This window comes from Pseudomonas sp. RW10S2, assembly GCF_014268985.1.
Taxonomy (GTDB): domain Bacteria; phylum Pseudomonadota; class Gammaproteobacteria; order Pseudomonadales; family Pseudomonadaceae; genus Aquipseudomonas; species Aquipseudomonas wayambapalatensis.
Map to the genome: position 1 here is coordinate 1 of NZ_JABWRO010000073.1, position 26,780 is coordinate 26,780.

At 64.1% G+C, this 26,780-nt stretch carries 31 protein-coding genes; 19 read left to right on the top strand and 12 right to left on the bottom strand.

Going from position 1 to position 26,780, the window contains the following annotated elements; genetic code table 11:
• Positions 1 to 102 precede the first annotated feature (102 nt).
• The 17 genes from ccmA (at position 103) to HU729_RS16325 (ending at position 12,057) form a co-directional block, all read left to right on the top strand.
• The gene (gene ccmA / locus HU729_RS16245; RefSeq protein WP_186710966.1) at positions 103 to 735 is read left to right on the top strand and encodes a cytochrome c biogenesis heme-transporting ATPase CcmA; all 633 of its coding nucleotides are present in this window, start codon (positions 103 to 105) and stop codon (positions 733 to 735) included.
• Positions 732 to 1,400, top strand: a complete 669-nt coding sequence (gene ccmB, locus HU729_RS16250) for a heme exporter protein CcmB (protein ID WP_186666383.1) — start codon at positions 732 to 734, stop codon at positions 1,398 to 1,400. The genes ccmA and ccmB overlap by 4 nt, the downstream gene beginning before the upstream one ends.
• A gap of 46 nt (positions 1,401 to 1,446) precedes the next feature.
• On the top strand, positions 1,447 to 2,214 hold the full coding sequence (locus HU729_RS16255; RefSeq protein ID WP_186666382.1) for a heme ABC transporter permease: 768 nt from the start codon (positions 1,447 to 1,449) through the stop codon (positions 2,212 to 2,214).
• Positions 2,211 to 2,387: a heme exporter protein CcmD gene (ccmD, locus tag HU729_RS16260; protein WP_054895614.1), complete on the top strand. Its 177-nt coding sequence runs from the start codon at positions 2,211 to 2,213 to the stop codon at positions 2,385 to 2,387. The genes HU729_RS16255 and ccmD overlap by 4 nt, the downstream gene beginning before the upstream one ends.
• Positions 2,384 to 2,839 carry a cytochrome c maturation protein CcmE gene (ccmE, locus tag HU729_RS16265; protein ID WP_186666381.1) on the top strand — a complete coding sequence of 152 codons (456 nt, stop codon included), beginning with the start codon at positions 2,384 to 2,386 and terminating at the stop codon, positions 2,837 to 2,839. Before ccmD ends, ccmE begins: the two co-directional genes overlap by 4 nt.
• A gap of 11 nt (positions 2,840 to 2,850) precedes the next feature.
• The gene (locus HU729_RS16270) at positions 2,851 to 4,824 is read left to right on the top strand and encodes a heme lyase CcmF/NrfE family subunit (RefSeq protein WP_186710976.1); all 1,974 of its coding nucleotides are present in this window, start codon (positions 2,851 to 2,853) and stop codon (positions 4,822 to 4,824) included.
• Positions 4,821 to 5,357, top strand: coding sequence for a DsbE family thiol:disulfide interchange protein (locus HU729_RS16275; protein WP_186710967.1), 537 nt, complete (start codon positions 4,821 to 4,823; stop codon positions 5,355 to 5,357). Before HU729_RS16270 ends, HU729_RS16275 begins: the two co-directional genes overlap by 4 nt.
• On the top strand, positions 5,354 to 5,830 hold the full coding sequence (locus HU729_RS16280) for a cytochrome c-type biogenesis protein (RefSeq protein WP_186666379.1): 477 nt from the start codon (positions 5,354 to 5,356) through the stop codon (positions 5,828 to 5,830). The genes HU729_RS16275 and HU729_RS16280 overlap by 4 nt, the downstream gene beginning before the upstream one ends.
• The gene (gene ccmI / locus HU729_RS16285) at positions 5,823 to 7,007 is read left to right on the top strand and encodes a c-type cytochrome biogenesis protein CcmI (protein WP_186710968.1); all 1,185 of its coding nucleotides are present in this window, start codon (positions 5,823 to 5,825) and stop codon (positions 7,005 to 7,007) included. Before HU729_RS16280 ends, ccmI begins: the two co-directional genes overlap by 8 nt.
• A 12-nt stretch (positions 7,008 to 7,019) precedes the next feature.
• Complete coding sequence (locus tag HU729_RS16290) at positions 7,020 to 7,445, top strand: hypothetical protein (protein WP_065862031.1); 426 nt, start codon at positions 7,020 to 7,022, stop codon at positions 7,443 to 7,445.
• Between the two features lie 103 nt (positions 7,446 to 7,548).
• Positions 7,549 to 8,487: a 2-hydroxyacid dehydrogenase gene (locus HU729_RS16295; RefSeq protein ID WP_186710969.1), complete on the top strand. Its 939-nt coding sequence runs from the start codon at positions 7,549 to 7,551 to the stop codon at positions 8,485 to 8,487.
• 38 nt (positions 8,488 to 8,525) lie between these two features.
• Entirely contained in the window at positions 8,526 to 9,314 is a 789-nt protein-coding gene (locus HU729_RS16300; RefSeq protein ID WP_186666374.1) for a PhzF family phenazine biosynthesis protein, read from the top strand.
• Positions 9,315 to 9,432: 118 nt separating this feature from the next.
• On the top strand, positions 9,433 to 9,837 hold the full coding sequence (locus tag HU729_RS16305) for a GFA family protein (RefSeq protein WP_186666372.1): 405 nt from the start codon (positions 9,433 to 9,435) through the stop codon (positions 9,835 to 9,837).
• 198 nt (positions 9,838 to 10,035) lie between these two features.
• Complete coding sequence (locus tag HU729_RS16310; RefSeq protein ID WP_186666370.1) at positions 10,036 to 10,374, top strand: FKBP-type peptidyl-prolyl cis-trans isomerase; 339 nt, start codon at positions 10,036 to 10,038, stop codon at positions 10,372 to 10,374.
• A 174-nt stretch (positions 10,375 to 10,548) separates the two neighbouring features.
• Positions 10,549 to 11,208, top strand: a complete 660-nt coding sequence (locus HU729_RS16315; protein WP_186710970.1) for a histidine phosphatase family protein — start codon at positions 10,549 to 10,551, stop codon at positions 11,206 to 11,208.
• 116 nt (positions 11,209 to 11,324) lie between these two features.
• Positions 11,325 to 11,825, top strand: a complete 501-nt coding sequence (locus HU729_RS16320) for a hypothetical protein (protein WP_186710971.1) — start codon at positions 11,325 to 11,327, stop codon at positions 11,823 to 11,825.
• The gene (locus HU729_RS16325) at positions 11,812 to 12,057 is read left to right on the top strand and encodes a hypothetical protein (protein ID WP_186666367.1); all 246 of its coding nucleotides are present in this window, start codon (positions 11,812 to 11,814) and stop codon (positions 12,055 to 12,057) included. The genes HU729_RS16320 and HU729_RS16325 overlap by 14 nt, the downstream gene beginning before the upstream one ends.
• 79 nt (positions 12,058 to 12,136) lie before the next feature.
• Here the strand turns inward: HU729_RS16325 and HU729_RS16330 are convergent, their stop codons facing one another.
• From HU729_RS16330 to HU729_RS16340, 3 genes are all read right to left on the bottom strand, one after another.
• Positions 12,137 to 12,865 (bottom strand): aspartate/glutamate racemase family protein, encoded by a 729-nt coding sequence (locus HU729_RS16330; protein WP_186710972.1) that lies wholly within the window; start codon positions 12,863 to 12,865, stop codon positions 12,137 to 12,139.
• A 17-nt stretch (positions 12,866 to 12,882) separates the two neighbouring features.
• Positions 12,883 to 14,418, bottom strand: a complete 1,536-nt coding sequence (locus HU729_RS16335) for an NCS1 family nucleobase:cation symporter-1 (protein ID WP_186666365.1) — start codon at positions 14,416 to 14,418, stop codon at positions 12,883 to 12,885.
• A 432-nt stretch (positions 14,419 to 14,850) separates the two neighbouring features.
• On the bottom strand, positions 14,851 to 15,288 hold the full coding sequence (locus tag HU729_RS16340) for an Lrp/AsnC family transcriptional regulator (protein ID WP_063545655.1): 438 nt from the start codon (positions 15,286 to 15,288) through the stop codon (positions 14,851 to 14,853).
• 132 nt (positions 15,289 to 15,420) lie between these two features.
• On the opposite strand from HU729_RS16340, the gene HU729_RS16345 reads away from it, so the two are divergent.
• Both HU729_RS16345 and HU729_RS16350 read left to right on the top strand, forming a co-directional pair.
• The gene (locus HU729_RS16345) at positions 15,421 to 16,311 is read left to right on the top strand and encodes a DMT family transporter (protein WP_186666364.1); all 891 of its coding nucleotides are present in this window, start codon (positions 15,421 to 15,423) and stop codon (positions 16,309 to 16,311) included.
• Positions 16,312 to 16,352: 41 nt separating this feature from the next.
• The gene (locus HU729_RS16350) at positions 16,353 to 17,282 is read left to right on the top strand and encodes a class I SAM-dependent methyltransferase (protein WP_186666363.1); all 930 of its coding nucleotides are present in this window, start codon (positions 16,353 to 16,355) and stop codon (positions 17,280 to 17,282) included.
• Positions 17,283 to 17,314: 32 nt separating this feature from the next.
• On the opposite strand, the gene HU729_RS16355 is transcribed toward HU729_RS16350, so the two are convergent.
• The 9 genes from HU729_RS16355 to ccoG all read right to left on the bottom strand — a co-directional run bounded on the left by HU729_RS16355 (position 17,315) and on the right by ccoG (position 26,546).
• Positions 17,315 to 17,863 (bottom strand): adenine phosphoribosyltransferase, encoded by a 549-nt coding sequence (locus tag HU729_RS16355; protein WP_186666361.1) that lies wholly within the window; start codon positions 17,861 to 17,863, stop codon positions 17,315 to 17,317.
• Between the two features lie 73 nt (positions 17,864 to 17,936).
• A complete protein-coding gene (locus tag HU729_RS16360) occupies positions 17,937 to 18,470 on the bottom strand; it encodes a hypothetical protein (RefSeq protein WP_186710973.1) in 534 nt (177 codons plus the stop codon).
• Between the two features lie 175 nt (positions 18,471 to 18,645).
• Entirely contained in the window at positions 18,646 to 19,380 is a 735-nt protein-coding gene (gene fnrA / locus HU729_RS16365) for a Crp/Fnr family transcriptional regulator FnrA (protein WP_054894758.1), read from the bottom strand.
• Positions 19,381 to 19,570: 190 nt separating this feature from the next.
• Positions 19,571 to 20,953, bottom strand: coding sequence for an oxygen-independent coproporphyrinogen III oxidase (gene hemN, locus HU729_RS16370; protein ID WP_186666358.1), 1,383 nt, complete (start codon positions 20,951 to 20,953; stop codon positions 19,571 to 19,573).
• A gap of 86 nt (positions 20,954 to 21,039) precedes the next feature.
• Entirely contained in the window at positions 21,040 to 21,723 is a 684-nt protein-coding gene (locus HU729_RS16375) for a sulfite exporter TauE/SafE family protein (protein ID WP_186710974.1), read from the bottom strand.
• Entirely contained in the window at positions 21,716 to 21,937 is a 222-nt protein-coding gene (ccoS, locus tag HU729_RS16380) for a cbb3-type cytochrome oxidase assembly protein CcoS (protein ID WP_186666356.1), read from the bottom strand. Before ccoS ends, HU729_RS16375 begins: the two co-directional genes overlap by 8 nt.
• Positions 21,938 to 21,991: 54 nt before the next feature.
• Positions 21,992 to 24,436: a heavy metal translocating P-type ATPase gene (locus HU729_RS16385; protein WP_186710975.1), complete on the bottom strand. Its 2,445-nt coding sequence runs from the start codon at positions 24,434 to 24,436 to the stop codon at positions 21,992 to 21,994.
• 148 nt (positions 24,437 to 24,584) lie between these two features.
• Positions 24,585 to 25,115, bottom strand: a complete 531-nt coding sequence (locus HU729_RS16390; RefSeq protein ID WP_186666353.1) for a FixH family protein — start codon at positions 25,113 to 25,115, stop codon at positions 24,585 to 24,587.
• A 15-nt stretch (positions 25,116 to 25,130) separates the two neighbouring features.
• Positions 25,131 to 26,546 carry a cytochrome c oxidase accessory protein CcoG gene (gene ccoG / locus HU729_RS16395; RefSeq protein ID WP_065862014.1) on the bottom strand — a complete coding sequence of 472 codons (1,416 nt, stop codon included), beginning with the start codon at positions 26,544 to 26,546 and terminating at the stop codon, positions 25,131 to 25,133.
• Positions 26,547 to 26,780 lie beyond the last annotated feature (234 nt).

A 26,780-nucleotide genomic window follows, 5' to 3' on the forward strand; every position in this document is an offset into this window, starting at 1 on the left:
ATTCGCGGGCAAGCCCGCTCCCACAGGGCCTCTGTGGGGGTGGGCTTGCCCGCGAAGAAGGCGCCACCGCTCGACACGCCACGAACAGCATAAGGCGAAACCGTGACCCTCCACCTCCAAGCCGCGAACCTTGCCTGCGAGCGCGACTGGCGACTGCTCTTCGAGCACCTGGACTTCGAACTGCGCCCCGGCGACATGCTGCAGGTCAGCGGACCCAATGGCAGCGGCAAGACCAGCCTGCTGCGCCTGCTGGCCGGGTTGATGCAGCCGACTGCCGGGCAGATCCTGCTTGACGGCCGTGCGCTGGGCGACCAGCGCCATGCCCTGGCCAGCATCCTGCTGTGGATTGGGCATGCTGCCGGGATCAAGGAACTGCTGACGGCCGAAGAGAACCTTGCCTGGCTCTGTGCCCTGCATCGCCCCGCGACCCGCGAGGGCATCTGGACGGCACTCGAGGCAGTCGGCCTGCGCGGGTTCGAGGACGTGCCTTGTCACACGCTCTCGGCCGGCCAGCAGCGCCGTGTCGCCCTGGCCCGCCTGTACCTGGACTGCCCGCCGCTGTGGATCCTCGACGAACCCTTCACCGCCCTCGACAAACAAGGGGTGGCCCAGCTCGAAGCGCACCTGGCCGCGCACTGCGAGCAGGGGGGCACGGTGGTGCTGACCACCCATCACAACCTCGAGCACAAGCCGTCGGGCTACCGCGAACTCAACCTGGGGCAGTGGGCGGCATGAGTGTATTCCTTCTGTTGCTGCGCCGCGAAGCACGCCTGTTGTTCCGTCGCCCGGCGGAGTTGGCCAACCCGCTGGTGTTCTTTGCCATCGTCGTGGCGCTGTTCCCGCTGGCGGTCGGCCCCGAGACACAATTGTTGCAAACCTTGTCGCCGGGACTGGTCTGGGTCGCGGCCTTGCTGGCGGTATTGCTGTCGCTGGACGGCCTGTTCCGCAGCGATTTCGAGGACGGTTCGCTGGAGCAATGGGTGCTGTCACCGCATCCACTGCCATTGCTGGTGCTGGCCAAGGTGCTGGCGCATTGGACCTTTTCCGGGCTGGCGCTGGTATTGTTGGCGCCACTGCTGGCGCTGATGCTGGGGCTGCCGGTCGCCTGCCTGCCGGTGCTGCTAGGCTCGCTGCTGCTCGGCACCCCGGTGCTGAGCTTGCTGGGAGCGGTGGGGGCGGCGCTGACGGTCGGGCTCAAGCGCGGTGGTTTGCTGCTGGCGTTGCTGATTCTGCCGTTGTATATCCCTGTATTGATCCTGGGCAGTGGTGCGTTGCAGGCGGCGTTGCAGAATATGCCCGCGACCGGACACCTGCTCTGGCTGGCCAGCCTGACCGCCCTGGCCGTGACATTGGCACCCTTTGCGATAGCGGCCGGCCTGAAGATCAGCGTCGGCGAATAACGAGTCCCGGGCACCGAAGCCCGGCAAAGACCCTGGATGTACCCTGATGAAAATGAGCTGGACGTGGTTCCACAAACTGGGTTCCCCAAAATGGTTCTATGCCATCAGCGGGCGCATGCTGCCGTGGCTGACCATCGCTGCCGTGCTCCTGTTGCTGGTGGGCATCGCCTGGGGCCTCGCTTTCGCGCCACAGGACTACCAGCAGGGCAACAGTTTCCGGATCATCTACATCCACGTGCCGGCGGCGATGCTGGCGCAGTCCTGCTATGTGCTGCTGGCCGTTGCCGGTGTGGTGGGGCTGGTGTGGAAGATGAAGCTGGCCGACGTCGCCCTGCAGTGCGCCGCTCCCATCGGCGCCTGGATGACCGCAGTGGCGCTGGTCACCGGGGCCATCTGGGGCAAGCCGACCTGGGGTAGCTGGTGGGTGTGGGACGCGCGCCTGACCTCGATGCTGATCCTGCTGTTCCTGTACTTCGGCATCATCGCCCTGGGCCAGGCCATCAGTAACCGCGACAGCGCCGCCAAGGCGTGCGCGGTGCTGGCCATCGTCGGCGTGGTCAACATCCCGATCATCAAGTACTCGGTGGAGTGGTGGAACACCCTGCACCAGGGCGCCACCTTCACCCTCACCGAAAAGCCGGCCATGCCTGCCGAGATGTGGCTGCCGCTGTTGCTGACGGTGCTGGGCTTCTACTGCTTCTTCGGCGCCGTGCTGCTGCTGCGCATGCGTCTTGAAGTGCTCAAGCGCGAAGCGCGTGCCAGTTGGGTGCGCGACGAAGTGCTGAACAGCCTGGGCCGGGAGACCGTGCGATGAGTTTCGCCTCTTTCAGTGATTTCCTCGCCATGGGCCATCACGGCCTGTACGTGTGGTCGGCCTATGGCATTTGCCTGACGGTACTGGCAATCAATGTCGCCCTGCCGCTGCAGGCCCGCCGCCGCTACCTGCAAGAAGAGGCGCGCCGTCTGCGCCGGGAGAACCACCAGTGAATCCGCAGCGCAAGAAACGCCTGTTGCTCATCCTCGGCCTGCTGCTCGGCGTCGCCGTGGCCCTGGGCTTTGCCTTGAGCGCCCTGCAGCAGAACATCAACCTGTTCTACACCCCTACCCAGATCGCCAATGGCGAGGCGCCGCAGGACACACGCATTCGCGCCGGCGGCATGGTCGAGAAGGGCTCGGTGCAGCGCTCGGCCGACTCTCTCGACGTACGCTTCGTGGTCACCGACTTCAACAAGTCGGTGCCGATCACCTACCGCGGCATCCTTCCGGACCTGTTCCGCGAAGGGCAGGGCATCGTTGCCCTGGGCAAGCTCAACGCCGAGGGTGTGGTGGTGGCTGACGAAGTGCTGGCCAAGCACGACGAGAAGTACATGCCGCCCGAGGTGACCAAGGCGCTCAAGGAAAGCGGCCAGGCCGCCACTGCCGGCGAGGTCAAGCCATGAACGCTGCCCTGGTGATCCCCGAGCTTGGCCAGTTGGCGATGATCCTGGCGATCTGTTTTGCCGTGGTGCAGGCCAGCGTGCCGCTGCTCGGTGCCTGGCGCGGCGACCGCCTCTGGATGGGCCTGGCGCGCCCCGCGGCCTGGGGCCAGTTCGCCTTCCTCGCCTTTGCCTTCGCCTGCCTGACCCATGCCTTCATGACCGACAACTTCTCGGTCGCCTATGTCGCCCACAACTCCAACACCGCACTGCCCTGGTACTACAAGTTCAGCGCCGTGTGGGGTGCCCACGAAGGCTCACTGCTGCTCTGGGCGTTGATCCTGGGGGGCTGGACCTTCGCCGTATCGGTGTTCTCGCGCCAGTTGCCGCAGGTGATGCTGGCGCGGGTGCTGGCGGTGATGGGCATGATCAGCACAGGTTTTCTGTCGTTCCTGATCATCACCTCCAATCCCTTCACCCGCCTGCTGCCGCAGGTGCCCACCGACGGTCGCGACCTCAATCCGCTGCTGCAGGACTTCGGCCTGATCGTCCATCCGCCGATGCTGTACATGGGCTACGTGGGCTTCTCGGTGGCCTTCGCCTTCGCCATCGCGGCGCTGCTCGGTGGCCGCCTGGATGCGGCCTGGGCACGCTGGTCGCGGCCCTGGACCATTGTCGCCTGGGCCTTCCTCGGCATCGGCATCACCCTCGGCTCCTGGTGGGCCTACTATGAGCTGGGCTGGGGCGGCTGGTGGTTCTGGGATCCGGTGGAAAATGCCTCGTTCATGCCATGGCTGGTCGGTACTGCGCTGATCCATTCGCTGGCGGTGACCGAAAAGCGCGGGGTGTTCAAGAGCTGGACCGTGCTGCTGGCCATCGCGGCATTCTCGCTGAGCCTGCTGGGTACCTTCCTGGTGCGTTCCGGGGTACTGACCTCGGTGCACGCCTTCGCCGCCGACCCGTCGCGCGGTGTGTTCATCCTGATCTTCCTGCTGTTCGTGGTCGGCGGCTCGCTTGCCCTGTTCGCCCTGCGCGCTCCGGTGGTCAAGAGCCACGTGGGCTTTGGCCTGTGGTCGCGCGAGACGCTGCTGCTGGCCAACAACCTGGTGCTGGTGGTGGCCGCCTCGATGATCCTGCTGGGCACGCTCTACCCACTGGTGCTCGACGCCCTGACCGGCGCCAAGCTGTCGGTCGGCCCACCTTACTTCGATGCGTTGTTCCTGCCGTTGATGGCGCTGCTGATGGTGGTGCTGGCAATCGGTGTACTGGTGCGCTGGAAGGATACGCCTGGCAAATGGCTGTTCGGCATGCTGACGCCGGTGCTGATCGGCAGCGCGATCCTGGCGCCGGTCGCCGGGCTGATCGTCGACGACTTCGACTGGCCGGCGCTCAGTGTCTTCGCCCTGGCCGCCTGGGTGGTGCTCGGCGGTGTGCGCGACATCCTCGACAAGACCCGTCACAAAGGCCTGCTCAAGGGCCTGCGCGGCCTGCACCGCAGCTACTGGGGCATGCACCTGGCCCACCTGGGGCTGGTGGTGTGTGCCCTGGGCGTGGTGTTGTCGAGCAACAACAGCGCCGAGCGCGACCTGCGCATGGCGCCGGGCGAAAGCGTCGAGCTGGGCGGTTACCACTTCCTGTTCGAGGGCGCCAAGCACTTCGAGGGGCCGAACTTCATTTCTGACAGGGGCACCATCCGTGTGTCGCGTGAGGGGCGTGAAGTGACGGTGTTGCACCCGGAAAAACGCCTGTACACCGTCCAGCAATCGATGATGACCGAGGCCGGTATCGATGCAGGCTTTACCCGCGACCTCTATGTCGCCCTGGGCGAGCCATTGGAGAACGGTGCCTGGGCAGTACGGGTACACATCAAGCCCTACGTGCGCTGGATCTGGCTGGGCGGCCTGCTGACCGCGCTGGGCGGTCTGCTCGCGGCGCTGGACCGGCGTTATCGGGTCAAGGTCACGGCGCGGGTGCGCGAAACATTGGGCCTGTCTGGAGCGGCGGCATGAAGCGTTGGATCATGGTAGTGCCATTGGCGGTGTTCCTGCTGATGGCCGTGTTTCTGTACAAGGGGCTGTTCCTCAAGCCCGACGAACTGCCGTCGGCGATGATCGGCAAGCCCTTCCCGGCATTTTCGCTGCAGAGCGTGCAGGGCGACCGGACCCTGACCCAGGCCGACCTGCAGGGACGGCCGGCGCTGGTCAACGTCTGGGGCACCTGGTGCCCGTCGTGCAAGGTCGAGCACCCTTATCTGAACCAACTGGCCGAGCAAGGCGTGGTGATCCACGGGATCAACTACAAGGATGACAACGCCGCCGCGCTCAAATGGCTGACCGAATTCCACAACCCTTACCAGCTCGATATCCGCGACGAGCAGGGCACCCTGGGCCTGGACCTGGGCGTGTACGGCGCGCCGGAAACCTTCCTGATCGACGCCAAGGGCATCATTCGTTACAAGCATGTCGGCGTGGTCGATGCCACGGTCTGGCGCGAGCAACTGGCGCCGCTGTACCAGGGGCTGGTCGATGAGGGGCAGCCATGAAGCGTTGGCTTGCCGCCGCCGTACTCGGCTTGAGCCTGGCCGGCATGGCCAGGGCGGCTATCGATACCTATCAGTTTCGCGACGATGCCGAGCGCGAGCGCTACCAGCAACTGACCAAGGAACTGCGCTGCCCCAAGTGCCAGAACCAGGACATTGCCGACTCCAATGCACCGATCGCCGCCGACCTGCGCCGGGAGATCTTCCGCATGCTCGGCGAAAACCAGAGCAACCAGCAGATCATCGACTTCATGGTCGATCGCTATGGCGACTTCGTACGCTACAAGCCAGCGCTGACGGCGCGTACCTGGCTGCTCTGGTTCGGCCCTGGCGTGTTGCTGGCTGGCGGCTTCGTGGTGCTGGCGGTGATCGTCCGTCGGCGCCGCAGCCCGGTGGCGCAAGGCACCTGCGAACTCTCCGTGGACGAACGCGAACGTCTCGCCAAACTGCTGGATAAAGAACAGACCCATGACTGAATTCTGGCTGAGTGCGGGCCTGCTGTTGCTCGCCGCCCTGGCTTTCCTGATGATCCCGATCCTGCGTGGCCGCCGCCAGCAGGCCGAAGAAGACCGCACCGCGCTCAACGTGGCCCTGTACCAGGAGCGGGTCGCCGAGTTGACTGCACAGCAGGAGGCCGGGGTGCTCGACGCCGGGCAACTGGCCAAGGGGCGCGACGAGGCGGCCCGTGAACTGCTGTCCGACACCGAAGGGAGCGAGGCGCCGCGTCAGGGGCATCTGGGCAAGACCCTGCCGCTGGTGGCTGCCGTGCTGGTACCGGTGATGGCGTTGGGGTTGTACCTGCATTTCGGCGCCGCCGACAAGGTCGAGCTGACCCGTGAGTTCGCCGACGCGCCGAAAACCATGCAGGAGATGACCACGCGCCTGGAGCGTGCCGTGCAGGCCCAGCCGGACTCTGCCGAGGGCCTGTATTTCCTGGGCCGCGCCTACATGGCCGATCAGCGTCCTGCCGATGCCGCCAAGGCCTTCGAACGTGCGGTCGCCCTGGCTGGTCGTGAGCCCGAGCTGCTCGGGCAGTGGGCCCAGGCGCAGTACTTCGCTGCCGACAAGCACTGGAGCCCACAACTGCAGAGCCTGACCGACGAAGCGCTCAAGGCCGACCCGAACGAGGTCACCAGCCTGGGGCTGCGCGGCATCGCTGCCTTCGAGGGCGAGCGCTATCAGGAAGCGATCGACTACTGGCAGCGCCTGCTGGCGCAACTGCCCGAAGGCGATGCCTCGCGCGCCGCCCTGCAGGGTGGGATCGACCGCGCTGCCGACAAGCTCAAGGCTGACGGCGGCAAGCCGGTGCAGACTGCGAGCCTGACCGTGCGCGTCGAGCTGGCCGCAGCGCTCAAGGACAAGGTCAAGCCGGACGACACCGTGTTCATCTTCGCCCGCGCCAGTAACGGCCCGCCGATGCCGCTGGCGGCCAAGCGAGTGACGGTGGCGCAGTTGCCGATCGAAGTGCAGTTGTCGGATGCCGACGCGATGATGCCGCAGATGAAACTGTCGGACTTCGCTGAAGTCCAACTGGTTGCGCGCGTATCGCGTGCCGGCCAGCCGACCCAGGGCGAGTGGATCGGCCAGAGCGCGCCGCTGGCTACCCGTGGCCAGCCAACCCAGCAGCTGACCATCGACCGCCCCGACCGATAAGAGATTGCCGCCATGAACCGCAGCGTACGCCTGACCTTGATCACCCTGGCCCTGGGGCTTTCCGCCTGTACGGTGCATCAGCCAGGCGAGCGCGAGTCGCTGCCACCGATCGAGACCACCCCTCCACCGCACCAGGGGCCGGTGGTCAAGCCGCTGCCGGGCGGCCAGCCCGCACCGCAGCCTGGTGCGCCGTCCGGTATTCCCAAGCCGATGCCACGCACCTCCGCGAGCTTCGCGCCGCCGCCGGGCGGTGCCAGCCATTGGGATCCGAAGCTTGGCGTCTATGTGCTGGAGAAGCAGCCCAACACCTTCTATCGTCAGCGCACCTACTACCGTTATGACAAGGGCTGGAGCTGGTCGCTGAGCCCCAATGGCCCCTGGCAGGAGACTGACAGCAGCGGTGTGCCGGGTGGGTTGGGCAGGGCCTTCGCGCAGTAAGCATCCTTCACGCCTCTGTCGTGGGCGCGTCCCCGCGATAGAGGCCCTCGCAGTCTCCCGTCTAACTGGCATAATCCCCCTCTGAATCGAACCGGAGGGTGGCATGAGCAAGACAGTCCTGGTACTGGTGGAAACCGTCGACGATTACCTGCCGCTGCTGGAGCAGGCCGGTTACCACCTGATTCGTGCCCCATCCGCGCAACGGCGTGCGCAAGCCATCGCCGAGCATGCCGAACAGATCCACGCTGTCCTCACCCGTGGCCCGCTGGGCCTGACCGGTGCGGAAATCCAGGCACTGCCCAAACTCGAAATCATCTGCGTGATCGGCGCAGGCTATGAGCAGGTCGACCTGGCCGCCGCCAAGGCCCGTGGCATTACCGTCACCAACGGTGCTGGCGCCAACGCAGGCCCGGTCGCCGATCACGCCATGGCCCTGTTGCTGGCGATGTTGCGCGACATTCCCCGGGCCGACGCGAGCACCCGGCGCGGTGAATGGAACCGGGTCATCAGCCCCTCGGTGAGCGGCAAGCGCCTTGGCATCATCGGCCTTGGTGCCATCGGCCAGGCCATCGCCAAGCGTGCGGCGCAGGGCTTCGACATGAGCGTCAGCTACCACAGTCGCACGCCGCGTGCCGATGTGCCCTACACCTGGTACGACAGCCCGTTGCAACTGGCCCAGGCCGTGGACATCCTGGTGATCGCCACCCCGGGTGGTGCCGGTACCTTGCACCTGGTCGATGCCCCGGTGCTCGCGGCGCTGGGGGGCGAGGGGTATCTGGTCAATATCGCCCGCGCGAGCGTGGTCGATACCCAGGCGCTCGTGCAGGCATTGCAGGCGGGCATCATCGCTGGCGCCGCATTGGATGTCTTCGATGACGAGCCTGCCGTGCCCGAGGCACTCAAGGTGTTGGGCAATACCGTGCTGACCCCGCATGTCGCCGGCCAGTCGCCGGAAGCGGCGCGCGATACCGTTACCCTGGTGCTGCGCAATCTCCAGGCATTCTTCGCTGGCGAGCCGGTGCTCACGCCAGTACTGTCGTAACCCCCAGCTTTCGATCCCGCCTGACAAGGAGTGTGTGCATGCAACTTGAGATCTTCCAGGTCGATGCTTTTTCGGCCAAACCTTTTGGCGGCAACCCGGCGGCGGTGATCCCGCTGGAGAGCTGGCTGCCGGACGATGTGCTGCAGCGCATCGCCGAAGAGAACAACCTGTCCGAGACGGCCTACTTCGTGCGCAACGGCGAAGGCTATGACTTGCGCTGGTTCACCCCGGCCGTGGAGGTCGACCTGTGCGGCCACGCCACGCTGGCTTCGGCCTGGGTGTTGTTCGAGCAACTGGGCGAACAGGCCGAAGTGCTACGTTTCAATACCCGCAGTGGCGAGTTGCGGGTCAGGCGCGGTGCTGATGGCCTGCTGGCCATGGACTTCCCGGCCAAGCAACCGGCGAAGGTAGATTTCCCCGATGGCCTGCTCAAGGCCTTGGGCCTGTCGAGCGCCCGCGCGCTGTACCGCTCGGATGACTTCGTGGTGGTAATCGACGACGCAGCCTTGATCGATCCGCTCAAGCCCGATTTCGTCGCGCTGTCGGCTTTCGATGTGCGTGGCATTGCCGTGACCGCGCCGGGCCGTGGCTTCGACTTCGTTACCCGCTGGTTCGGCCCACGCGTAGGGGTCAACGAGGATCCGGTGACCGGTTCGGCGCACACGACGCTGGCGCCTTACTGGTCCGAGCGCCTCGGCAAGCGCAGCCTCAGCTGCGAGCAGGGCGGGGTGCGCAAGGGGCAGTTGCAGTGCGAGGTGCCGGGGAATGGCCGGGTGATCATCAGCGGGCGTGGGGCACTGTATATGCGAGGGACAGTGTTCATCTGAGGCGAGGATGGCTTTGCGGGCCTCTTGTGCGGCGGTTCGCCGCTGCGACTTGCCCGCCAAGAGGTCTGTAGCTGCACCGCTATACTTTGCAGCTTCCCCACCCGTCAGGAGCCCCCCCATGTCTCACACCAAGCACGGCGCCTGCCTCTGCGGCGCCATCCGCCTGACCGCCACGGTCGACAACCTCGAAGTCAACGCTTGCCACTGCAGCATGTGCCGCACCTGGGCCGGAGGCCCGATGCTCGCGGTGCACTGCTCCCAGCCGCCCCGTTTCGAAGGCGCTGATCCCAGTGTCTACCGTTCCTCGGAATGGGCCGAGCGGGGCTTTTGCGGGCAGTGTGGCACCCACCTCTATTACCGGCTGATCGACAAGAATGAGTACGCCTTGCCGGTCGGCCTGCTCAAAGGCGATGACTGGCAGTTCACGATGCAGATCTACGTTGAACAGCGCCCGAGCTGGTATTGCTTCTCCAATGAGACCCAAGACCTCACCGGCGAGCAGGTCATGCAGCTGTTCAGCTAAGCCTGTGTCGCAACAACTCGGCGAAGCCGTGGGACTTTATGCCGGACTGCCCCTACCTGGCTGGAGACGGCAGCCATCGTGAAGGTGATCGGTGGCGTCCGGTGGTCGATGTGCCAGCACAACGTCACTCCCGGACTTGCCAAACCTTTGCATTCCTGAGAAAAGGGCGGCCTCGAAATCTGCCGCAAGGAAATGACCGTGACTCAGGAACTGCACATCACCGAGATCCAGGAAGGCGAGGGCAAGGCCGTGGTCAAAGGCGCCCTGATCACCACCCAGTACACCGGCTGGCTGGCCGACGGCAGCGAGTTCGACTCGTCCTGGTCGCGCGGCAAGCCGTTCCAGTGCGTGATCGGCACCGGCCGGGTGATCAAGGGCTGGGACCAGGGGCTGATGGGCATGCGCGTGGGCGGCAAGCGCAGGCTGCAAGTACCTGCGCACCTGGGCTATGGCGAGCGCTCCGTGGGCAGCATTCCGCCGAACTCGGACCTGACCTTCGAGATCGAGCTGCTCGAGGTGCTGACGCGGGATGATTGATGTCCAGTTGTTGCGAGGGTGACGTAATTCGGCAACATCGATGGTCTAACATGGCTGCTGCCAGGGAGGGCGAGCATGGAAGAGCCCATCAGGCGGCCGGTGCCTTGCACCGCCGCCAGCAAGGATGGTGCACAGGCAAGGATGCTCCCCGTCCTTAGCCGAACGAGCCCTGCCATGAAGTGGATGCAATACCTGCGACGCCGTCACCTGTTTCTCGGTCTCACCCTCGCTGCGGTGCTGATACCGCTGACCCTCGATGTGATGCAAAGCCGCGACCAGCACGGTGACGGAACCCAGACACTGGTGTTCCTGCGCCATGCCGAGAAGCCCGGCGAGGGGCTGGGACAACTGAACTGCCAGGGTCTCAACCGCGCCATCGACTTGGCCACGTTGCTGCCTGATCGATTCGGCGCTGCCGATTACGTGTTCGCCGCCGACCCCGGCCGACATGTCGAGGAGGGCAGCGAGGATAAACGCTACAGCTACATCCGCCCGCTCATGACCATCAGCCCCAGCGCCATCCGCCTCGGGTTGCCGGTCAATATCGACTTCGGCGCCAACGACTATGACGACCTCGCCGAAGAACTGCTACGCGCCAAGTACCGCAACGCCACGGTCTACACCGCGTGGTCCCACGGCTACCTGCCAGACCTGATCAACGCCGTGGCCGGGAAGGCCCTGGGCGAGAAGCGCGTCATCACCTCGGACTGGGACGGCGACGACTTCGACACCCTCTATGTGATCACCCTGACCTGGCATGACGGTAAGGCCACGATGCTCAGTCGCAACGTACGCCAGGAGCTCGATGGCGGATCCGAAGTTTGCCCGACTTGATTCCGATGTTTCTGACTCGCTCGCGGTATCCGGGCTGACTTATTTCCAGATGACGACAAGGCACTGTCCACGGGTTTCCGGAAATCCGATTTCGGGCGTGGGGAGTGCGAGGTTGCATGGAAATCGATCGAGCTTATCGGTTTATCGGTCATCGCGGCGTGACCTTCGATGTCATCGAGTTCACTGTCAGGGCCGATAACTGCTGCTGGCTCAATACGCTGCATATTCCGACAACGGGCCGACATCAATATCGCGTGGTCGGCAAGGTGAAGGAGGTGTACGAACGGATGCAGGCCGGGCAGTTGCCCTGTGTGATGGCGGTGGCGGTTTCATTGCCGTTGACGCGCGAGCAGGGGGATGCTCTGAACTCACAGCGCTGGACAGTCGCTGCTCTGGTGTCGGCAGGGGGGGCTGCAGTCACCGGGACGTTCGCCCCGGCGTTGGTAGTTGGTGCGGCAAAGATGGGCACATTCGCTTTTGTCTCCGACCGTCTGCCAACGTTTCACGCGGGGGATGTCTTGGTATCAGTCGAGGCCAAGGTCCAGGGCGGTATTGGTCCGCAACGCAGTTCTACTTCCCTGTTACTGAAAGCTGGGGTTGAACATGTCGTTCGATGATCTGCTGCAGCCGATTTTGATCATGATCATCTGGTGGACACTGGATCGCTGGACCGTATCACCCTGGCGCGGATGGGTAGGGCTGGCCCTTCTAGCGGGTGGCTTGGCCAGCTTTTTCTGGACCGAAATGTGGAGAGTTTTTGGTCACGAAATAATCATGTGGAAGTCAACCGCTGTATCTATCGGCATTTTTCTCATGCTGCGCAGCAACCGGCATGTCGACAAGTCGTAAGCCTCACTGGGAGAGTGGGTCAGCTTGTGACAAGGCCGCCGCGCCTTCAGGATGACGATACGGCGGCCTCGAGCTGAATTTATCGCCCCAACCGCATCGGCCAGCCCACCACCTTCTTCACCCGTGGCGTCGCATAGGTGCGCACTTTCGACGTGCTCAACCCCAGTCGCACCAGCGATTCGGCGATGGTCACCGCCGCACTCACGCCATCGACCACCGGCACGCCGGTACGCTGGCGAATCTGCTCGTCAAGCCCGGCCATGCCGCCGCAGCCCAGGCAGATCACCTCGGCCTTGTCGTCACGCACGGCGCGCTCGGCCTGTTCGACGATGGCCTCCACGGCGCGCTGCGGATCAGCTTCCAGTTCCAGCACCGCCAGGCCGCTGGCCCGTACCGAGGCGCAGCGGTCATACAGCCCTGACAGCTTCAGGCGATCCTCGATCAGCGGCACGGTGCGGTCCAGCGTGGTGACCACCGAATAGGCATGGCCCAGGTACATCGCGGTGCTGGCGGCGGCATCGGTGATGTCCACCACCGGTACATTGAGCAGCTCCTGCAAACCTTCGCGGCCATGCTCACCATAGCCGGCCTGGATCACGGCGTCGTAGGGCTGGTCGTAGGCCAGCACCCGATCCATCACGGCGATGGCGGCCAGATAGCTCTCGAAGTTCCCCTCCACCGACTCCGCGCCGAACCAGGGCGTCAGCCCGACGATCTCGGTACCAGGCGCTGCAACGCTGCGTGCCTGTTCGGCGATGGCCTCGGTGATGGCTTCGGTGGTGTTGACGTTGGCGATCAGAATACGCATGAACGAATGTCCCTTGATCAATGGCTGCTGTGGTCGACGGCGATGGCTTCGCCGCTGACGTCGAGGTATTGGCGATTGCGCGGCGCGATGAGCAGGTAGAGTGCGGCCGCGGTCCCTGCGCCGATCAGCCAGGAGAACGGCGCGACACTGTGGAAGTGCGGTACCAGTGCCAGGACGATGGCCAGCAGGGCCGATGGAATGAAGGCCGCGACCGCGCGCAGGTTGACGCCGCGGGAGTAGTGATAGGCACCGGCCGGGTTCTCGCTGTACAGCTCCGGCACGTTGATCCGGCCTTTGCGCAGCAGCCAGTAGTCGGACATGATCACCCCGTACAGCGGGCCGAGCAGGGCGCCCAGGCCAGACAGGAAGTACACGATCACCAGCGGGCTGTTGTACAGGTTCCATGGCAGGATCAGCACCGCCACGGTGGCGCTGATCAGCCCGGCACGACGGAAGTTCAGGTGGCGTGGCGCCAGGTTGCTGAGCACGAAGGCCGGGGCGACGAAGTTGGCCATGATGTTCACCGCGACGGTGACGATCAGGAAGGCCAGGCAACCCAGCACCAGGAACAGTGTGTTGGGGATGGTGGCGACGATCTGCGTCGGGCTGTCGATTACCTGGCCGTTGATCTGGAACTGTGCGCCACACAGCACCACAGTGATCACCGCAAATACCAGGATGTTCACCGGCAGGCCCCAGAAGTTGCCGACGCGGATGGTCCGCCGGCACGGCGAGGAACGGGCGAAATCGCAGAAGTTGAGCACCAGGGTGCCGTAGATTGCCAGCCACAGCGCGCCGCCGGCAAAGATGTTGCGCCACATCTCGTAGCCGGTCAGTGGATCGGCCACCGACCAGGCGATGCGCGCATCGTTCTTGAAGAACATCCAGGCGGCGAGGCTCGCCACGGTCAGCAGGATCACCGGCCCGGCGAAACCTTCGTAGCGGCGCACCATCTCCATGCCGTAGGCGAGGATCACCAGTTGCACGATCCAGATTGCCACGAAGCACACCCAACCCAGGCTCGATAGCCCGAGAATACTGTCGTGGTCATAGGCGGCAACCTGTGGCCACACGGCGGTGAGCAGCACGCGTAGCACCACCGAGGCCAGGTAGGTCTGGATGCCGAACCAGGCGATGGCGATCACCGCGCGGATCAGCGCAGGAATCTGTGCGCCATGGATACCAAAGGCGATGCGGCTCATGACCGGGAACGGCACGCCGGTCTTCTGGCCCATGTAGCCGGAGAGGTTCATGAAGAAGTACACCAGCACAGCACCGATCGCCAGGGAGACGAGAATCTGCCAGCCGCCAAGGCCCAGAGCGAACAGCCCCATGGCGAAGGAATAATTGGCGATGTTGTGCACGTCGTTGGTCCACAGCGCGAAGATGCTGTAGCCACCCCAGCGGCGGCCCTCGATGCGGGTGGGCGCCAGGTCCCGGTTGTGCAGACGTGGGCTCAGCTCGTACGGCCCGGCGGGATTTTCCAGCGTGGTGGCGGTGGGGCTGGTGCTGGCAACGGAAAGTTCAGGGGCAAGGTCGAGACTGCTACTCATTCCGGCGGCTCCTGATGCGCTAGGACTGCGATGAGGCGGGCTTGCGCACGGGCTCGCCTTCTCGTCTGTGCAGCATTGGCATCACTGGGTTCTGGGCGCTAGCGGCCTGCGGGGCAGGCGCTGCGTGTTCTTGTGTATTTATGTTTTGTTCAAGTTGTATACAAAACACAAGTTCACTCAAGCCAGTTCCATGCCAGAGAGGGCACAGTTTCTGAGTTGCTATTACTTTGACTTTCTCCTTTTGCTTTCTAACGTTATGAAAATAAAGAACTATAAGTTGACCATTTGATCAGTATTTATTTTGCATCCACTTATTAGTTGACTTTATAGTCAATTTCTATCGGCTTTCCGGTGTAACGTGTTGGGGCATGTCCGTAACCAGTGCACACAAAAATGGCACTCTAGGTGACATTCTTGTGTACAAGTATTGGGTCATGCCATCGGCGGCAGGCGCCGCTTGACCGGTGTCTTCTTGATGATCGCGGTGTTGGTCTCGGCGAGGGTGTTGAGCCGGTCAAGAAGGGTGTCCAGCTGTTCCATCGAGCGCACATGCAGGCGGGCGATGAAGCAGTCCTCGCCGGTAACCTTGTCGCATTCGGTGAACTCGGGAATGGCAACGATCTGCCGCTCGACTTCCTGCAATTGCCCCGGCAGCGGCCGGATTCGCACGATGGCCTGTAACTGGTAACCGAAACAGCGTGGGTCGATTTCCACGGTGTAGCCGCGCAGCACGCCGCGTTCTTCCAGGCGGCGCAGCCGCTCGCTGACGCTGGGGGCGGAGAGGCCGCTGATCTGCGCCAGGGCCTTGAGCGAGCGGCGCGAATCCTCCATCAGGGCATTGATCAGCAGTTGGTCGATATCGTCGGTCATACTTGCCTCGTGAGGTAAAAGTGCAAAACTGCCTTGATAGTAAAGGCGATTGGTGATTCTGGCCTTGTTTATCCGCTGGAGTGCCAATATCCGCGCCAGCATACTGTTGCCATCTTCGACAGGAGGCATGAGATGGACAGTTCGATTCGTCGCGGCTCACTGGAAATGGTTGCCGCCATGCTGATATCCGGCACCATCGGCTGGTTCGTGCTGGTGTCCGGGCAGCCTGTGCTGGATGTGGTGTTCTGGCGTTGTGTCCTGGGCGCTGGCACCTTGCTGCTGATCTGCGCGTTCATGGGCTTTCTCAAGCCCGGCATCCTGACCCGCACCACTTTTCTGCTGGCGGTGCTCAGCGGGGTCGCCATCGTTGGCAACTGGTTACTGCTGTTCGCCTCCTATTCACGGGCCTCGATCGCTATCGGCACCGCCGTGTACAACGTCCAGCCGTTCATGCTGGTGGGCCTGGCGGCGGTGTTTCTCGGTGAGCGGATTACCGCAGCCAAGCTGACATGGCTGGGGCTGGCCTTTGTCGGCATGCTGGCGATCGTCAGCGCTCACGGGCAAGGGCAGGGCGGCGATGAGTACCTGCTGGGCATTGGGTTGGCATTGGGGGCGGCGTTGCTCTACGCCCTGGCGGCTTTGATCATCAAGCGCTTGAGCGGGACACCGCCGCACCTGATTGCCTTGATCCAGGTAAGCACCGGGGCACTGCTGCTGGCGCCCTGGGTCGGGTTCGGCGGTCTGCCGGCAGCGCCTGCCGCGCTGGGTAGCCTGGTGACACTGGGGGTGGTGCATACCGGGTTGATGTACGTGCTGCTGTACAGCGCCATCCAACGCCTGCCCACGGCGCTGACCGGCGCCCTGTCGTTCATCTACCCGATCGCCGCGATCCTGGTGGACTGGGTGGCGTTCGGTCATCGCTTGGCGCCGCTGCAGTGGTTGGGCGTGGCGCTGATCCTGCTGGCGGCGGCAGGGATGCAGCAGGGGTGGTGGTTCAGGTCGCGCAGGGCGGCCCCGGCCTGACAAAGCAGGTAGAATGACGGTTTTTCGCTATGCGGCCCGCCATGACCTCCCCGATTCACACCCTGGAGCAGCACCTGCTCACCGCCCTCGACCCCGCGCCTGTCGAAACCCGTCGTTTGTTCCACGGCCGTGGCCGCTGCTGGCCGGGCCTGGAGCAGATCACCGTCGACTGGCTCGACGGGGTGCTGCTGGTCGCGCTGTTCCGCGAGCCGCCCGAAGGCCAGTTGGCCGAGCTCGAGGCGATGCTGCGCGCCTTCGCCGAGCGCCCGCAATGGAGCGGCCAGGCGATCCTGCTGCAGCATCGCTACCTGCCCGACAGCCCGGGCCAGTGGCTGCTCGGCGAGCCCTGCCAGCAGCGCGAAGTGATCGAGGACGGCTTGAAGTACCTGCTGGACCTGGGGGTGCGGCAGAACAACGGCCTGTTCCTGGACATGCGCTACGGCCGCCGCTGGGTGCGTGAGCAGGCGGCGGGCAAGCGGGTGCTGAACCTGTTCGCCTATACCTGCGGATTCTCCGTGGCAGCCATTGCTGGAGGCGCGCAGCAGGTGGTGAACCTGGACATGGCCAAGTCGGCACTGTCGCGTGGGCGTGAGAACCATCGCCTCAATGGCCACGATGCTTCATGTGTCGCTTATCTCGGGCATGAGCTTTTCAAGTCGTGGGGCAAGGTGCGCAAGTACGGCCCGTACGACCTGATCATCATCGACCCGCCGACCTTCCAGCGTGGCAGCTTCGTGCTCACCCAGGACTACGCCAAGATCCTGCGTCGTCTACCTGAGCTGTTGAGTGAAGGCGGGACGGTGCTGGCTTGCGTGAACGATCCGGCGATCGGCCCGGAGTTTCTCATCGACGGCATGGCGCAGCAGGCGCCGCAGCTGGTCTTTGTCGAGCGCCTGGAGAACCCGCCGGAGTTTCCCGATGCGGACCCGCAGGGCGGGTTGAAGGCGCTGGTGTTCCGCCAGCTGGGCTGAACCCGAGGGGGTCGGGTTCGGCCCGATGGCGATCAGTATTCGGACAGCGAAAACTCGGTCAGGCAGAAGGTTGGAACGCCGGCAGCTTGCAGGCGGCGCGAGCCTTCGAGTTCGGGCAGGTCGATGATCGCTGCGGCCTCGAACACCTTGGCCCCGGTACGTCGCACCAGGTTGGCGGCCGCCAGCAGGGTGCCGCCGGTAGCGATCAGGTCATCGAAGATCAGCACCGAATCGCCATCGCATAGGCTGTCGGCATGCACTTCCAGGAAGGCTTCGCCGTATTCGGTTTGATAGGGCTCCGACAGCACGTTGGCTGGCAGTTTGCCCTGCTTGCGGAACAGGATCAGTGGCTTGTTCAACTGGTGGGCGATGATCGAACCGATGAGGAAACCGCGTGCGTCCATGGCCCCGATGTGGCTGAACTCGGCTTCGACATAGCGCTCGATGAACTGGTCGGCGACATAGCGCAGTCCGCGTGGCGACTGGAACAGCGGGGTGATGTCACGAAAGATCACACCCGGCTTGGGAAAGTCCACTACCGGGCGGATCAGGGCTTTGAGGTCGAAGGTGTCGCTGTGCATGGGGCGGGTATCCTGGAAAAACGTGGCGTCAGTATACCTTGCCAATCAATCCGCCACGTGCCCGGTTCTGGCGCTATTCCTTCGGCGATGCTTCATACCATTTGAACATATCGAAATGAACCGAACCTGCGAGCGTCGAGTGGAATTCGATTGCATCTAGCTCTCCCGGCAGATTCACGTGTTTGAGATAGCCAGGAGCGCCTCCATCGTAGATGACCACGGTATCGCCGTTGAAGACTTTGATCTGGACGAATGTAGTAAAGTTACCAGGTGTCAACTTTTTGAGTTCGAAATCCAATGGGGTGTCAGGGTGCTCGATGGCAAAGTCCTCTTCGGTATAGTCGGTCAAGACGTAATAATTCCATTCAAGATCTTTCACCTTCATGCCGAAGTCGATGCGCACGACGCTATCATCGCCGACCACGAGTTCTTTATTGCCCACACTATCCGAATTTGCTTCCATGATCCCTGAGTCCTTGGCTTGCTTGCCACGCCGCGGCAAAGAAAACCAATGCTTTGAGTATTCGGTTGTCTTGTACTGGACATCGGTTTGGAAGACCATAAATTTCGATGATTCGAAGCTTTCAGAGTTCTTGACGGTGATCATTGTGGTACTTCCCTTTTGGATAAGCTGCAAGGATCATTTCTCGATCTCTAGCTTCTGGCAACTGACAAAGTTGATAGTTGGCTGTCAGGGAAATATGTGCTGCGGAGGGGCAAAAAAAATCGAGTCCGCAGCGGGACTCGATTTGTTTCAAGTAATGGCAGTCTGCGCTTGAGCTTCAGACCTCCATCGCACCACCGGCCAGCGCACACAGCTGGATCGGGTCGAGGATGTGCACTTCCTTGCCTTCGGCCTTGAGCAGGCCGTTCTGCTGGAAGCGGGTGAACACGCGCGACACGGTTTCCACCGCCAGGCCCAGGTAGTTGCCGATTTCGTTGCGCGACATGCTCAGGCGGAACTGGTTGGCCGAGTAGCCACGAGCGCGGAAGCGTGCCGAGAGGTTGACCAGAAAGGTGGCGATGCGTTCGTCGGCGGTCTTTTTCGACAACAGCAGCATCATCTGCTGGTCGTCACGGATCTCGCGGCTCATCACCCGCATCAGTTGGCGGCGCAGTTGTGGCAGTTGCACGGAGAGCTCGTCGAGGCGTTCGAAGGGGATTTCGCAGACCGAGGTGGTTTCCTGGGCCTGGGCCGACACCGGATAGGCTTCGGTGTCCATGCCCGAAAGCCCGACCAGTTCGCTAGGCAGGTGGAAGCCGGTGATCTGTTCTTCGCCCGCATCGCTGAGGCTGAAGGTCTTGAGGGCGCCGGAGCGTACAGCGTAGACCGAGCCGAAATTGTCACCCTGGCGGAACAGGAACTCGCCCTTCTTAAGTGGCCGGCCGCGTTTGACGATTTCATCCAGTGCGTCCATGTCTTCAAGATTGAGCGACAGGGGCAGGCACAGGGGGGCCAGGCTGCAATCCTTGCAATGGGCCTGGCTGTGGGGGCGCAGTTTGACTGGCTCGGACATTTCTTTCGATCCTTGTGATAAAGCACACATAAGCTGTAAGGGTAACCTACAGCTGGATTAGAGGCCAGCCTGCACTTTTTTGGTGCGGCTCGGCGGCGATCTGCGCAGGTGGGCGCGGATGCCTTCGACCATCCATGGTGTGCCTGACAAAGGCGAGCTGTCCATGCGGTGTAACGTCCCGGCAAATCGACTAGATGACCCGGGAAAATCGCTGGCGATTCTGCAGTGCCAGGTAGGCATCGAACACCATGCATACTGAGCGCACCAGCAGGCGGCCGGCCGGCAAGACCTTGATGCCTCGCGTGTCCAGCGTAATCAGGCCATCTCGCTGCATGGCCTGCAGTTGCGGCCAGACCTCATGGAAATATCCGCGAAAGTCCAGGGTGAATGCCTGCTCGATCTGCTCGAAATCCAGTTCGAAGTGGCAAATCAACTGCTGGATCACGGCCCTGCGCACACGATCATCCTGGTTGCACAACAGGCCGCGCTGGGTCGCCAGTTGGGCGCTGGAGAGGGCGTCCTGGTAGGTGTTCAGGTCGCTGCTGTTCTGGCAGTAGAGGTCACCGATCTGACTGATGGCCGAAACACCCAGCCCCACCAGGTCGCAATGACCGTGGGTGGTGTAGCCCTGGAAGTTGCGCTGCAGGGTGCCTTCTTCCTGGGCGATGGCCAGTTCATCGTCGGGCAGGGCGAAGTGGTCCATGCCGATATAGCGATAGCCGGCGGCGGTGAGTTGCTCGATGGTGTTGTGCAGCATCTCCAGCTTGACGGCCGGGGCCGGCAGCTCGGTGGCGTCGATGCGTCGCTGGGGCATGAAGCGTTCGGGCAGGTGCGCGTAGTTGAACACCGACAGGCGGTCTGGCTGCAGGCGAATCACCTCCTCGACGGTGCGTGCGAAACCTTCCGGGGTCTGGCGCGGCAGGCCGTAGATCAGGTCGAGGTTCACCGAGCGGAACTGCAGGGTGCGTGCAGCTTCGACCAGGGTGCGAGTCTGTTCCAGGCTCTGCAGGCGGTTGATCGCTCGTTGCACGGCCGGGTCGAGGTCCTGCACGCCGAGGCTGACGCGGTTGAAGCCCAGCTCGCGCAGCAGCCCCATGGTCGACCAGTCGGCCTCGCGCGGGTCGAGTTCGATCCCATAGTCGCCGGAGTCATCGTCCAGCAGGTTGAAGTGCTGGCGCAGGCTGGTCATCAGTTGGCGCAGTTCCACATGGCTGAGGAAGGTGGGGGTGCCGCCGCCGAAATGCAGTTGTTCGACGCGTTGCTTGGGGTCGAGGTGGCAGGCGACCAGCTGGATTTCCTGCTCCAGGCGTTGCAGGTAGGGGGCGGCGCGGGCGCGGTCCTTGGTGATGACCTTGTTGCAGGCGCAGTAGTAGCAGATGTTGGCGCAGAACGGCACGTGCACGTACAACGACAGCGGGCGCACCGCACGGCGGCTCTCGCGCAGGGCGTGCAGCAGGTCGAACGAGCCCACTTCGCCATGCAGTTGCACAGCGGTCGGATAGGAGGTGTAGCGTGGTCCGGCCAGATCGTAGCGACGGATCAGGTCGGCGTCCCAACGTAGGTCGTCGAGCATGTGGGCAGTCCCCGGATAGAGCAGCAGTGCCCGGAGTCTAGGGAAGGGCGCGGGGCACCGTGTTGACTTGTATCAAGCTGCTGCGGTCAATGCCCCATCAGCCAGTGCTGGTGTGGCCCCGGCAAGGTCCACAGGCCGAACAGCATGACCATCACACCGCCCGCCAGGCGTACGCTACGCCGTCGCAGCAGGGCATTGACCCGTTCGGCAGTCAGGCCTGTGGCCAGCAACACCGGCCAGGTGCCGACACCAAATGCCAGCATCAACGCCGCACTGTGCGCCGCATTGCCCTGGCTCGCCGCCCACAGCAGGGTGCTGTAGACCAGCCCGCAGGGCAGCCAGCCCCATAAGGCACCCAGCAGCAGGGCCCTGGGCAGGCTGGAGACCGGGAGCAGGCGCGACGCCACCGGCTGGATGTGCCGCCACAGGCCCCTGCCCAAGGCCTCGATACGGGTCAGCCCGCTCCACCAGCCAGCCAGGTACAGACCCATGGCGATCAATAGCAGGGCCGCCACCACACGCAGCACCTGCGCCATCGGGCTGCTGGCCAGGGCCCAGCCGGCCAGGCCCAGCAGCAGGCCGGCGGCCGCGTAGCTGAGCACGCGGCCGAGGTTGTAGGCGATCAGCAGGCGCAGGCGGCGGGCGCGTTGTTCGGGCGGGATGGCCAGGGTCAGGGCACCCATCAGGCCGCCGCACATGCCCAGGCAGTGGCCGCCGCCGAGCAGGCCGAGCACCAGGGCAGAACCGAGCAAGGGGAGCAGGTCAGGCACGCGGGGCGGGATCCTTGTCGTCGGGTTGCTCGGGCGTGGTCGCTTCGGGTTTCACCGCGGCCTGGTGGCGCGGATCCTGGTCGTCGAACAGGATGCTGTGGGCAGGGCCTTCGAGATCGTCGTACTGGCCGCTGTCCACGGCCCAGAAGAAGATGTATACCGCCACGCCGACGAGCAGCAGGGCCGCGGGGATCATCACGTAGAGGGCGGGCATTGGGGTGTCCTCTTCAGACTGCGAAAGCCATGTCATGCATGATCGAACTCCTGCTCAGGCCATGACCGGACTGGGGGCAGCATTGGCCGCCTGCACTGTCGGCATACGCGTCAGGCGCAGGGCATTGAGCACCACGATCAGCGAGCTCACCGACATGCCGATCGCCGCCCACACCGGGGTGATCCAGCCCAGCGCGGCGAAGGGCAGCATGAGCCCATTGTACAGCGTTGCCCATAGCAGGTTCTCGAGGATGTTGCGCCGGGTCCGGCGCGCGAGTTCGAAGGCTTGCGCCAGGGCCTGCAGGCGGTTGGACAGCAGCACCGCGTCAGCGCAGGTCTTGGCCAGGTCGGGGGCCGAGCCCATGGCGATGCTGATGTCGGCCGCCGCCAGTACCGGGACGTCGTTGACGCCATCGCCGAGCATCAGCACCTTGCGTCCTTGCGCCTGCAGAGCCTTGACCCGCGCCAGCTTGTCGTCCGGGCGCAGGCCGCCGATGGCCTGGTCGATGCCCAGTTGCGCGGCGACTTCTGCGACCATCGGCGAACTGTCGCCCGACAGCAGCAAGGTCTGCCACCCGCGCGCCCTGCACACGGCCAGCAACTCGCTGGCATCGTCACGCAGGCGATCGTCAAGGCTGAACCAGGCCAGGGGGCCCATGCGGTTCCCCAGCAGCAGCCACTGCCCGCGTGGTTCGGGTACGGCCGGCACTTCGGCGCCGCTCAGGGCGCAGACGAAGGCGGCCTGCCCGATGCGCAGGCGCTGCTGCCCGACCTGACCTTCAAGGCCCAGGCCAGGTACGGCCTGGACATCGTCGGCAGGTTCGGCACTGCGCCCGAAAGCACGCGCGATCGGGTGTTCCGAGCGGTTCTCCAGGGCGGCGGCCAGGGCCAGGCAGCGGTCGGGTGCAAGGCTGCCCAGCGGGCGGATACTGCGCAGGGCCAGGCGTCCTTCGGTCAGTGTGCCGGTCTTGTCGAACACCACGGTGTCGATCTGGTTCAACCCTTCGAGCACATGGCCGCGGGTCACCAGCAGGCCCAGTTTGTGCAGGGTGCCGGTGGCCGTGGTCAGTGCCGTCGGAGTGGCGAGCGAGAGTGCGCAGGGGCAGGTCGCGACCAGCATCGCCAGGGCGATCCAGAATGCGCGCTCGGCATCCAGGTGCCACCACCACAGACCGATGGTCAGCGCGGCAGCCAGGCTGAACAGCAGGAACCACTGCGAGGCGCGGTCGGCGATCTGTGCCAGGCGTGGCTTTTCCGATTGCGCGCGCTCGAGCAGGCGCACGATGGCCGACAGGCGCGAATCCTGGCCAAGGGCGTCGACCTCTACGGTCAAGGCGCTCTCGACGTTGAGCGTGCCGCCGGTGACCCGGTCGCCAGCCCGTCGGGCCTGGGGCAGGTATTCACCGGTGAGCAGCGATTCGTCGATGCTCGAGCGGCCTTCGAGGATGCGGCCGTCAGCGGGAATCACGGTGCCCGGCAGGACCTGCACGCGATCGCCGCAGGCCAGCTCTGCCAGCAGGATACGTTCGGCACGGCCCTGCGCGTCGAGGCGCAGGCACGAGGCCGGCAGCAGGTTGACCAGTTGCGCAGTGGCCGCTGCCGTGCGCTCGCGGGCGCGCCGCTCCAGGTAGCGGCCGGTGAGCAGGAACAGGGCGAACATGCCCACGGTGTCGAAGTACAGCTCGCCGCTGCCGGTGATCGCGGTCCAGATCCCGGCGCCGTAGGCCAGGCCGATGGCCAGCGATACCGAGACGTCCATCGTCAGGTGGCGGGTACGCAGGTCACGAGCAGCGCCTTTGAAGAACGGTGCACAGCTGTAGAACACGATCGGCGTGGTCAGGAACAGCGCGACCCAGCGCAGGATGGTGTGCAGTTCGGGCGACAGGTCGATGTTGAATTCCGGCCAGGTGGCCATGGTCGCCATCATCGCCTGGAACCACAACAGGCCAGCCACGCCGAGCCGGCGCAGCGCCGTGCGGTTTTCCCGGGCCAGTTGTTCGGCGGCCTGGTCGGGTTGATAGGGGTGGGCGGCGTAGCCGATGCCGCGCAGTTCGGCGATCAGCCGCGAGAGCGGCAGTTGCCCGTCGTTCCACCTGACGTGCAGACGGTGATTGGACAGGTTCAGGCGCGCCTCGCCAACGCCTTCGAGATTGCGCAGATGCTTCTCGATCAGCCAGCCGCAGGCGGCGCAACTGATACCTTCGATCATCAAGGTGGTTTCGGCCAGGGTGCCCTGGTGCTGCACGAAGTTCTGCTGGACGTCGGCGCGGTCGTACAGCGCCAGTTCGTCCTGCAATTGCCGTGGCAGTGCCTCGGGATTGGCGCTGGTCTCGCTGCGGTGCTGGTAGTAGTGCTCGAGCCCACCTGCGACGATGGCCTCGGCCACCGCCTGGCAGCCAGGGCAGCAGAACTGCCGGGGCTGGCCAAGCACCACGGCGCTGAAGCGGTTGCCGGCGGGGACGGGCAGGGCGCAGTGGTAGCAGGGGATGGGTTGGGTCATTGGCGTCATACCTGACCTTGGGCAGCAGTGCAAAACCTGTGGGAGCGGGCTTGCCCCGCGATAGCGTCAGCCCAGGCAATGCTGTTGTCCGGGCGACCGCCATCGCGGGGCAAGCCCGCTCCCACGGGGTCGGAACTGATATGGCGTTTCATTCTTGGTGCTCGGCGCCCTGCAGGGCTTCATCGCCCAGCTCCAGCGGCACACCGTGTTCCACCTTCTCTTCCTCGAACAACCGCCACACCTGGCCCTTCTCGTTGCCGAGCAGCTCGACGAAGCGCCGGCCCTCGACCTTGTCTTCGAGCTGACCGACATAGCGCCCGGCCTCGGCACGGGCGAGCTGGACCTTGCGGTCCTTGTCCGGCTGGGTCGGCGAGATCAGGTTCAGTTCCAGGGTCTGCGGATCGCTGTTGCCGGTCAGGCGCAATGCCACCTCGCCGGTCAGCTCGTCCAGGTGCACGCTGGCCTTGAGATTCAGCGTCTGGGCCAGCAGCTCGCGGTCCAGCGAGCGGTTGATGCCTTTGCCAGCCTCGTAGTAGTTGTCGTTGACCAGGTTGTCCGGGTTGCGCACGGCGATGCTCACCATGGTCAGGCTCAGGCACACCGAGGTGGTGAGGATGCCGATGATGATCCAGGGCCAGAGGTGCTTGTACCAGGGGCTGTTGGCGGTGGCGGCAGTCATTGTCGAACGTCTCTCTCAGCGGATCTGTGGGCCGATGAAGCGGCTCTTGGCTTCAACCTGTGTGCCGTTGTCGTCGGCATCCTTGAGGATGAAGGTGATGTCGTTGGTGCTCGAGGGCAATTTCTCGGGTGCGACCGACAGCTGTACCGGCAGGCTGACGATATCGCCGGCGGCCACGCGGATCTCGCGTTGCCCGGACAGTTGCAGGCCAGGCAGGCCGGCGGCGTCGAGCACGTAGACGTGGTCGCGCTGGTCCTTGTTCATCACCTTGAGGCTGTAGACGTTCTCGATCCAGCCCTGGGCGTTCTCGCGGTACAGCACGCGGTCCTTGCTGACGTCGAAGCCCACCAGCGAACGGGTGGCGAAGGCAGTGGCCAGGGCGCCGATCATCACCAGCAGCACCAGGGCGTAGCCAATCAGGCGCGGGCGCAGCATGTGGGTCTTCTGCCCGGAAAGGTTGTGTTCGGTGGTGTAGCTGATCAGCCCGCGCGGGTAGTCCATCTTGTCCATGATGCCGTCGCAGGCGTCGATGCACGCGGCGCAGCCGATACATTCGATCTGCAGGCCGTCGCGGATGTCGATGCCGGTAGGGCAGACCTGCACACACATCGTGCAGTCGATGCAGTCGCCCAGGCCCTGGGCCTTGTAGTCGACGCCTTTCTTGCGCGGACCACGGGCTTCGCCGCGGCGTGGGTCGTAGGAGACGATCAGCGTGTCCTTGTCGAACATCACACTCTGGAAGCGTGCATAGGGGCACATGTACACGCACACCTGTTCGCGCAGCCAGCCGGCGTTGCCATAGGTGGCGAGGGTGAAGAAGCCGACCCAGAAATAGGCCCAGCCATCGGCCTGGCCGGTGAAGAACTCGATGACCAGTTCGCGGATCGGCGAGAAGTAGCCCACGAAGGTCAGGCCGGTGACGAAGCCGATCAGCAGCCACAGGCTGTGCTTGGCCAGCTTGCGCAGGAACTTGTTGCCGCTCATGGGGGCCTTGTCCAGCTTCATGCGCTGGTTGCGGTCGCCCTCGGTGACTTTTTCGCACCACATGAAGATCCAGGTCCACACGCTCTGCGGGCAGGTATAGCCGCACCAGACGCGGCCGGCATACACGGTGATGAAGAACAGCCCGAAAGCGGCGACGATGAGGATGCCCGACAGCAGGATGAAGTCCTGCGGCCATATGGTGGCGCCAAAGATGTAGAACTTGCGTTCGGGCAGGTTCCACCAGACGGCCTGGTGCCCGCCCCAGTTCAGCCACACGGTGCCGAAGTAGAGCAGGAATAGCAGGGCACCACCGACCATGCGCAACCTGCGGAATACGCCGGTGAAGGCGCGGGTATAGATTTTCTCTCGGGCGGCGTAGAGGTCGACGGAATCCTTTCCTTTATTGGCAGGCGGGGTGACGTCATGTACCGGAATCTGCTTGCTCATCATCAAGTCCCACGGCAGTGGAGAAATGCCAGGGCCAGTGCATGCCGGCCGTGGTCGCGCGCCTGTGTTGGCGCTCTGCGGCCCATGATACGCCTGTGATGGCAGGGTAGGGCTTGGCTGCGACGTTTAGTCGCGTTGGGTGGTCGTTTGAATCGTGTTATGGCGAGTGTCAATTGATCCAGGTCAGCCAGTGGTGCATTTGCCGGCCTCATCGCGGGCAAGCCCGCTCCTACA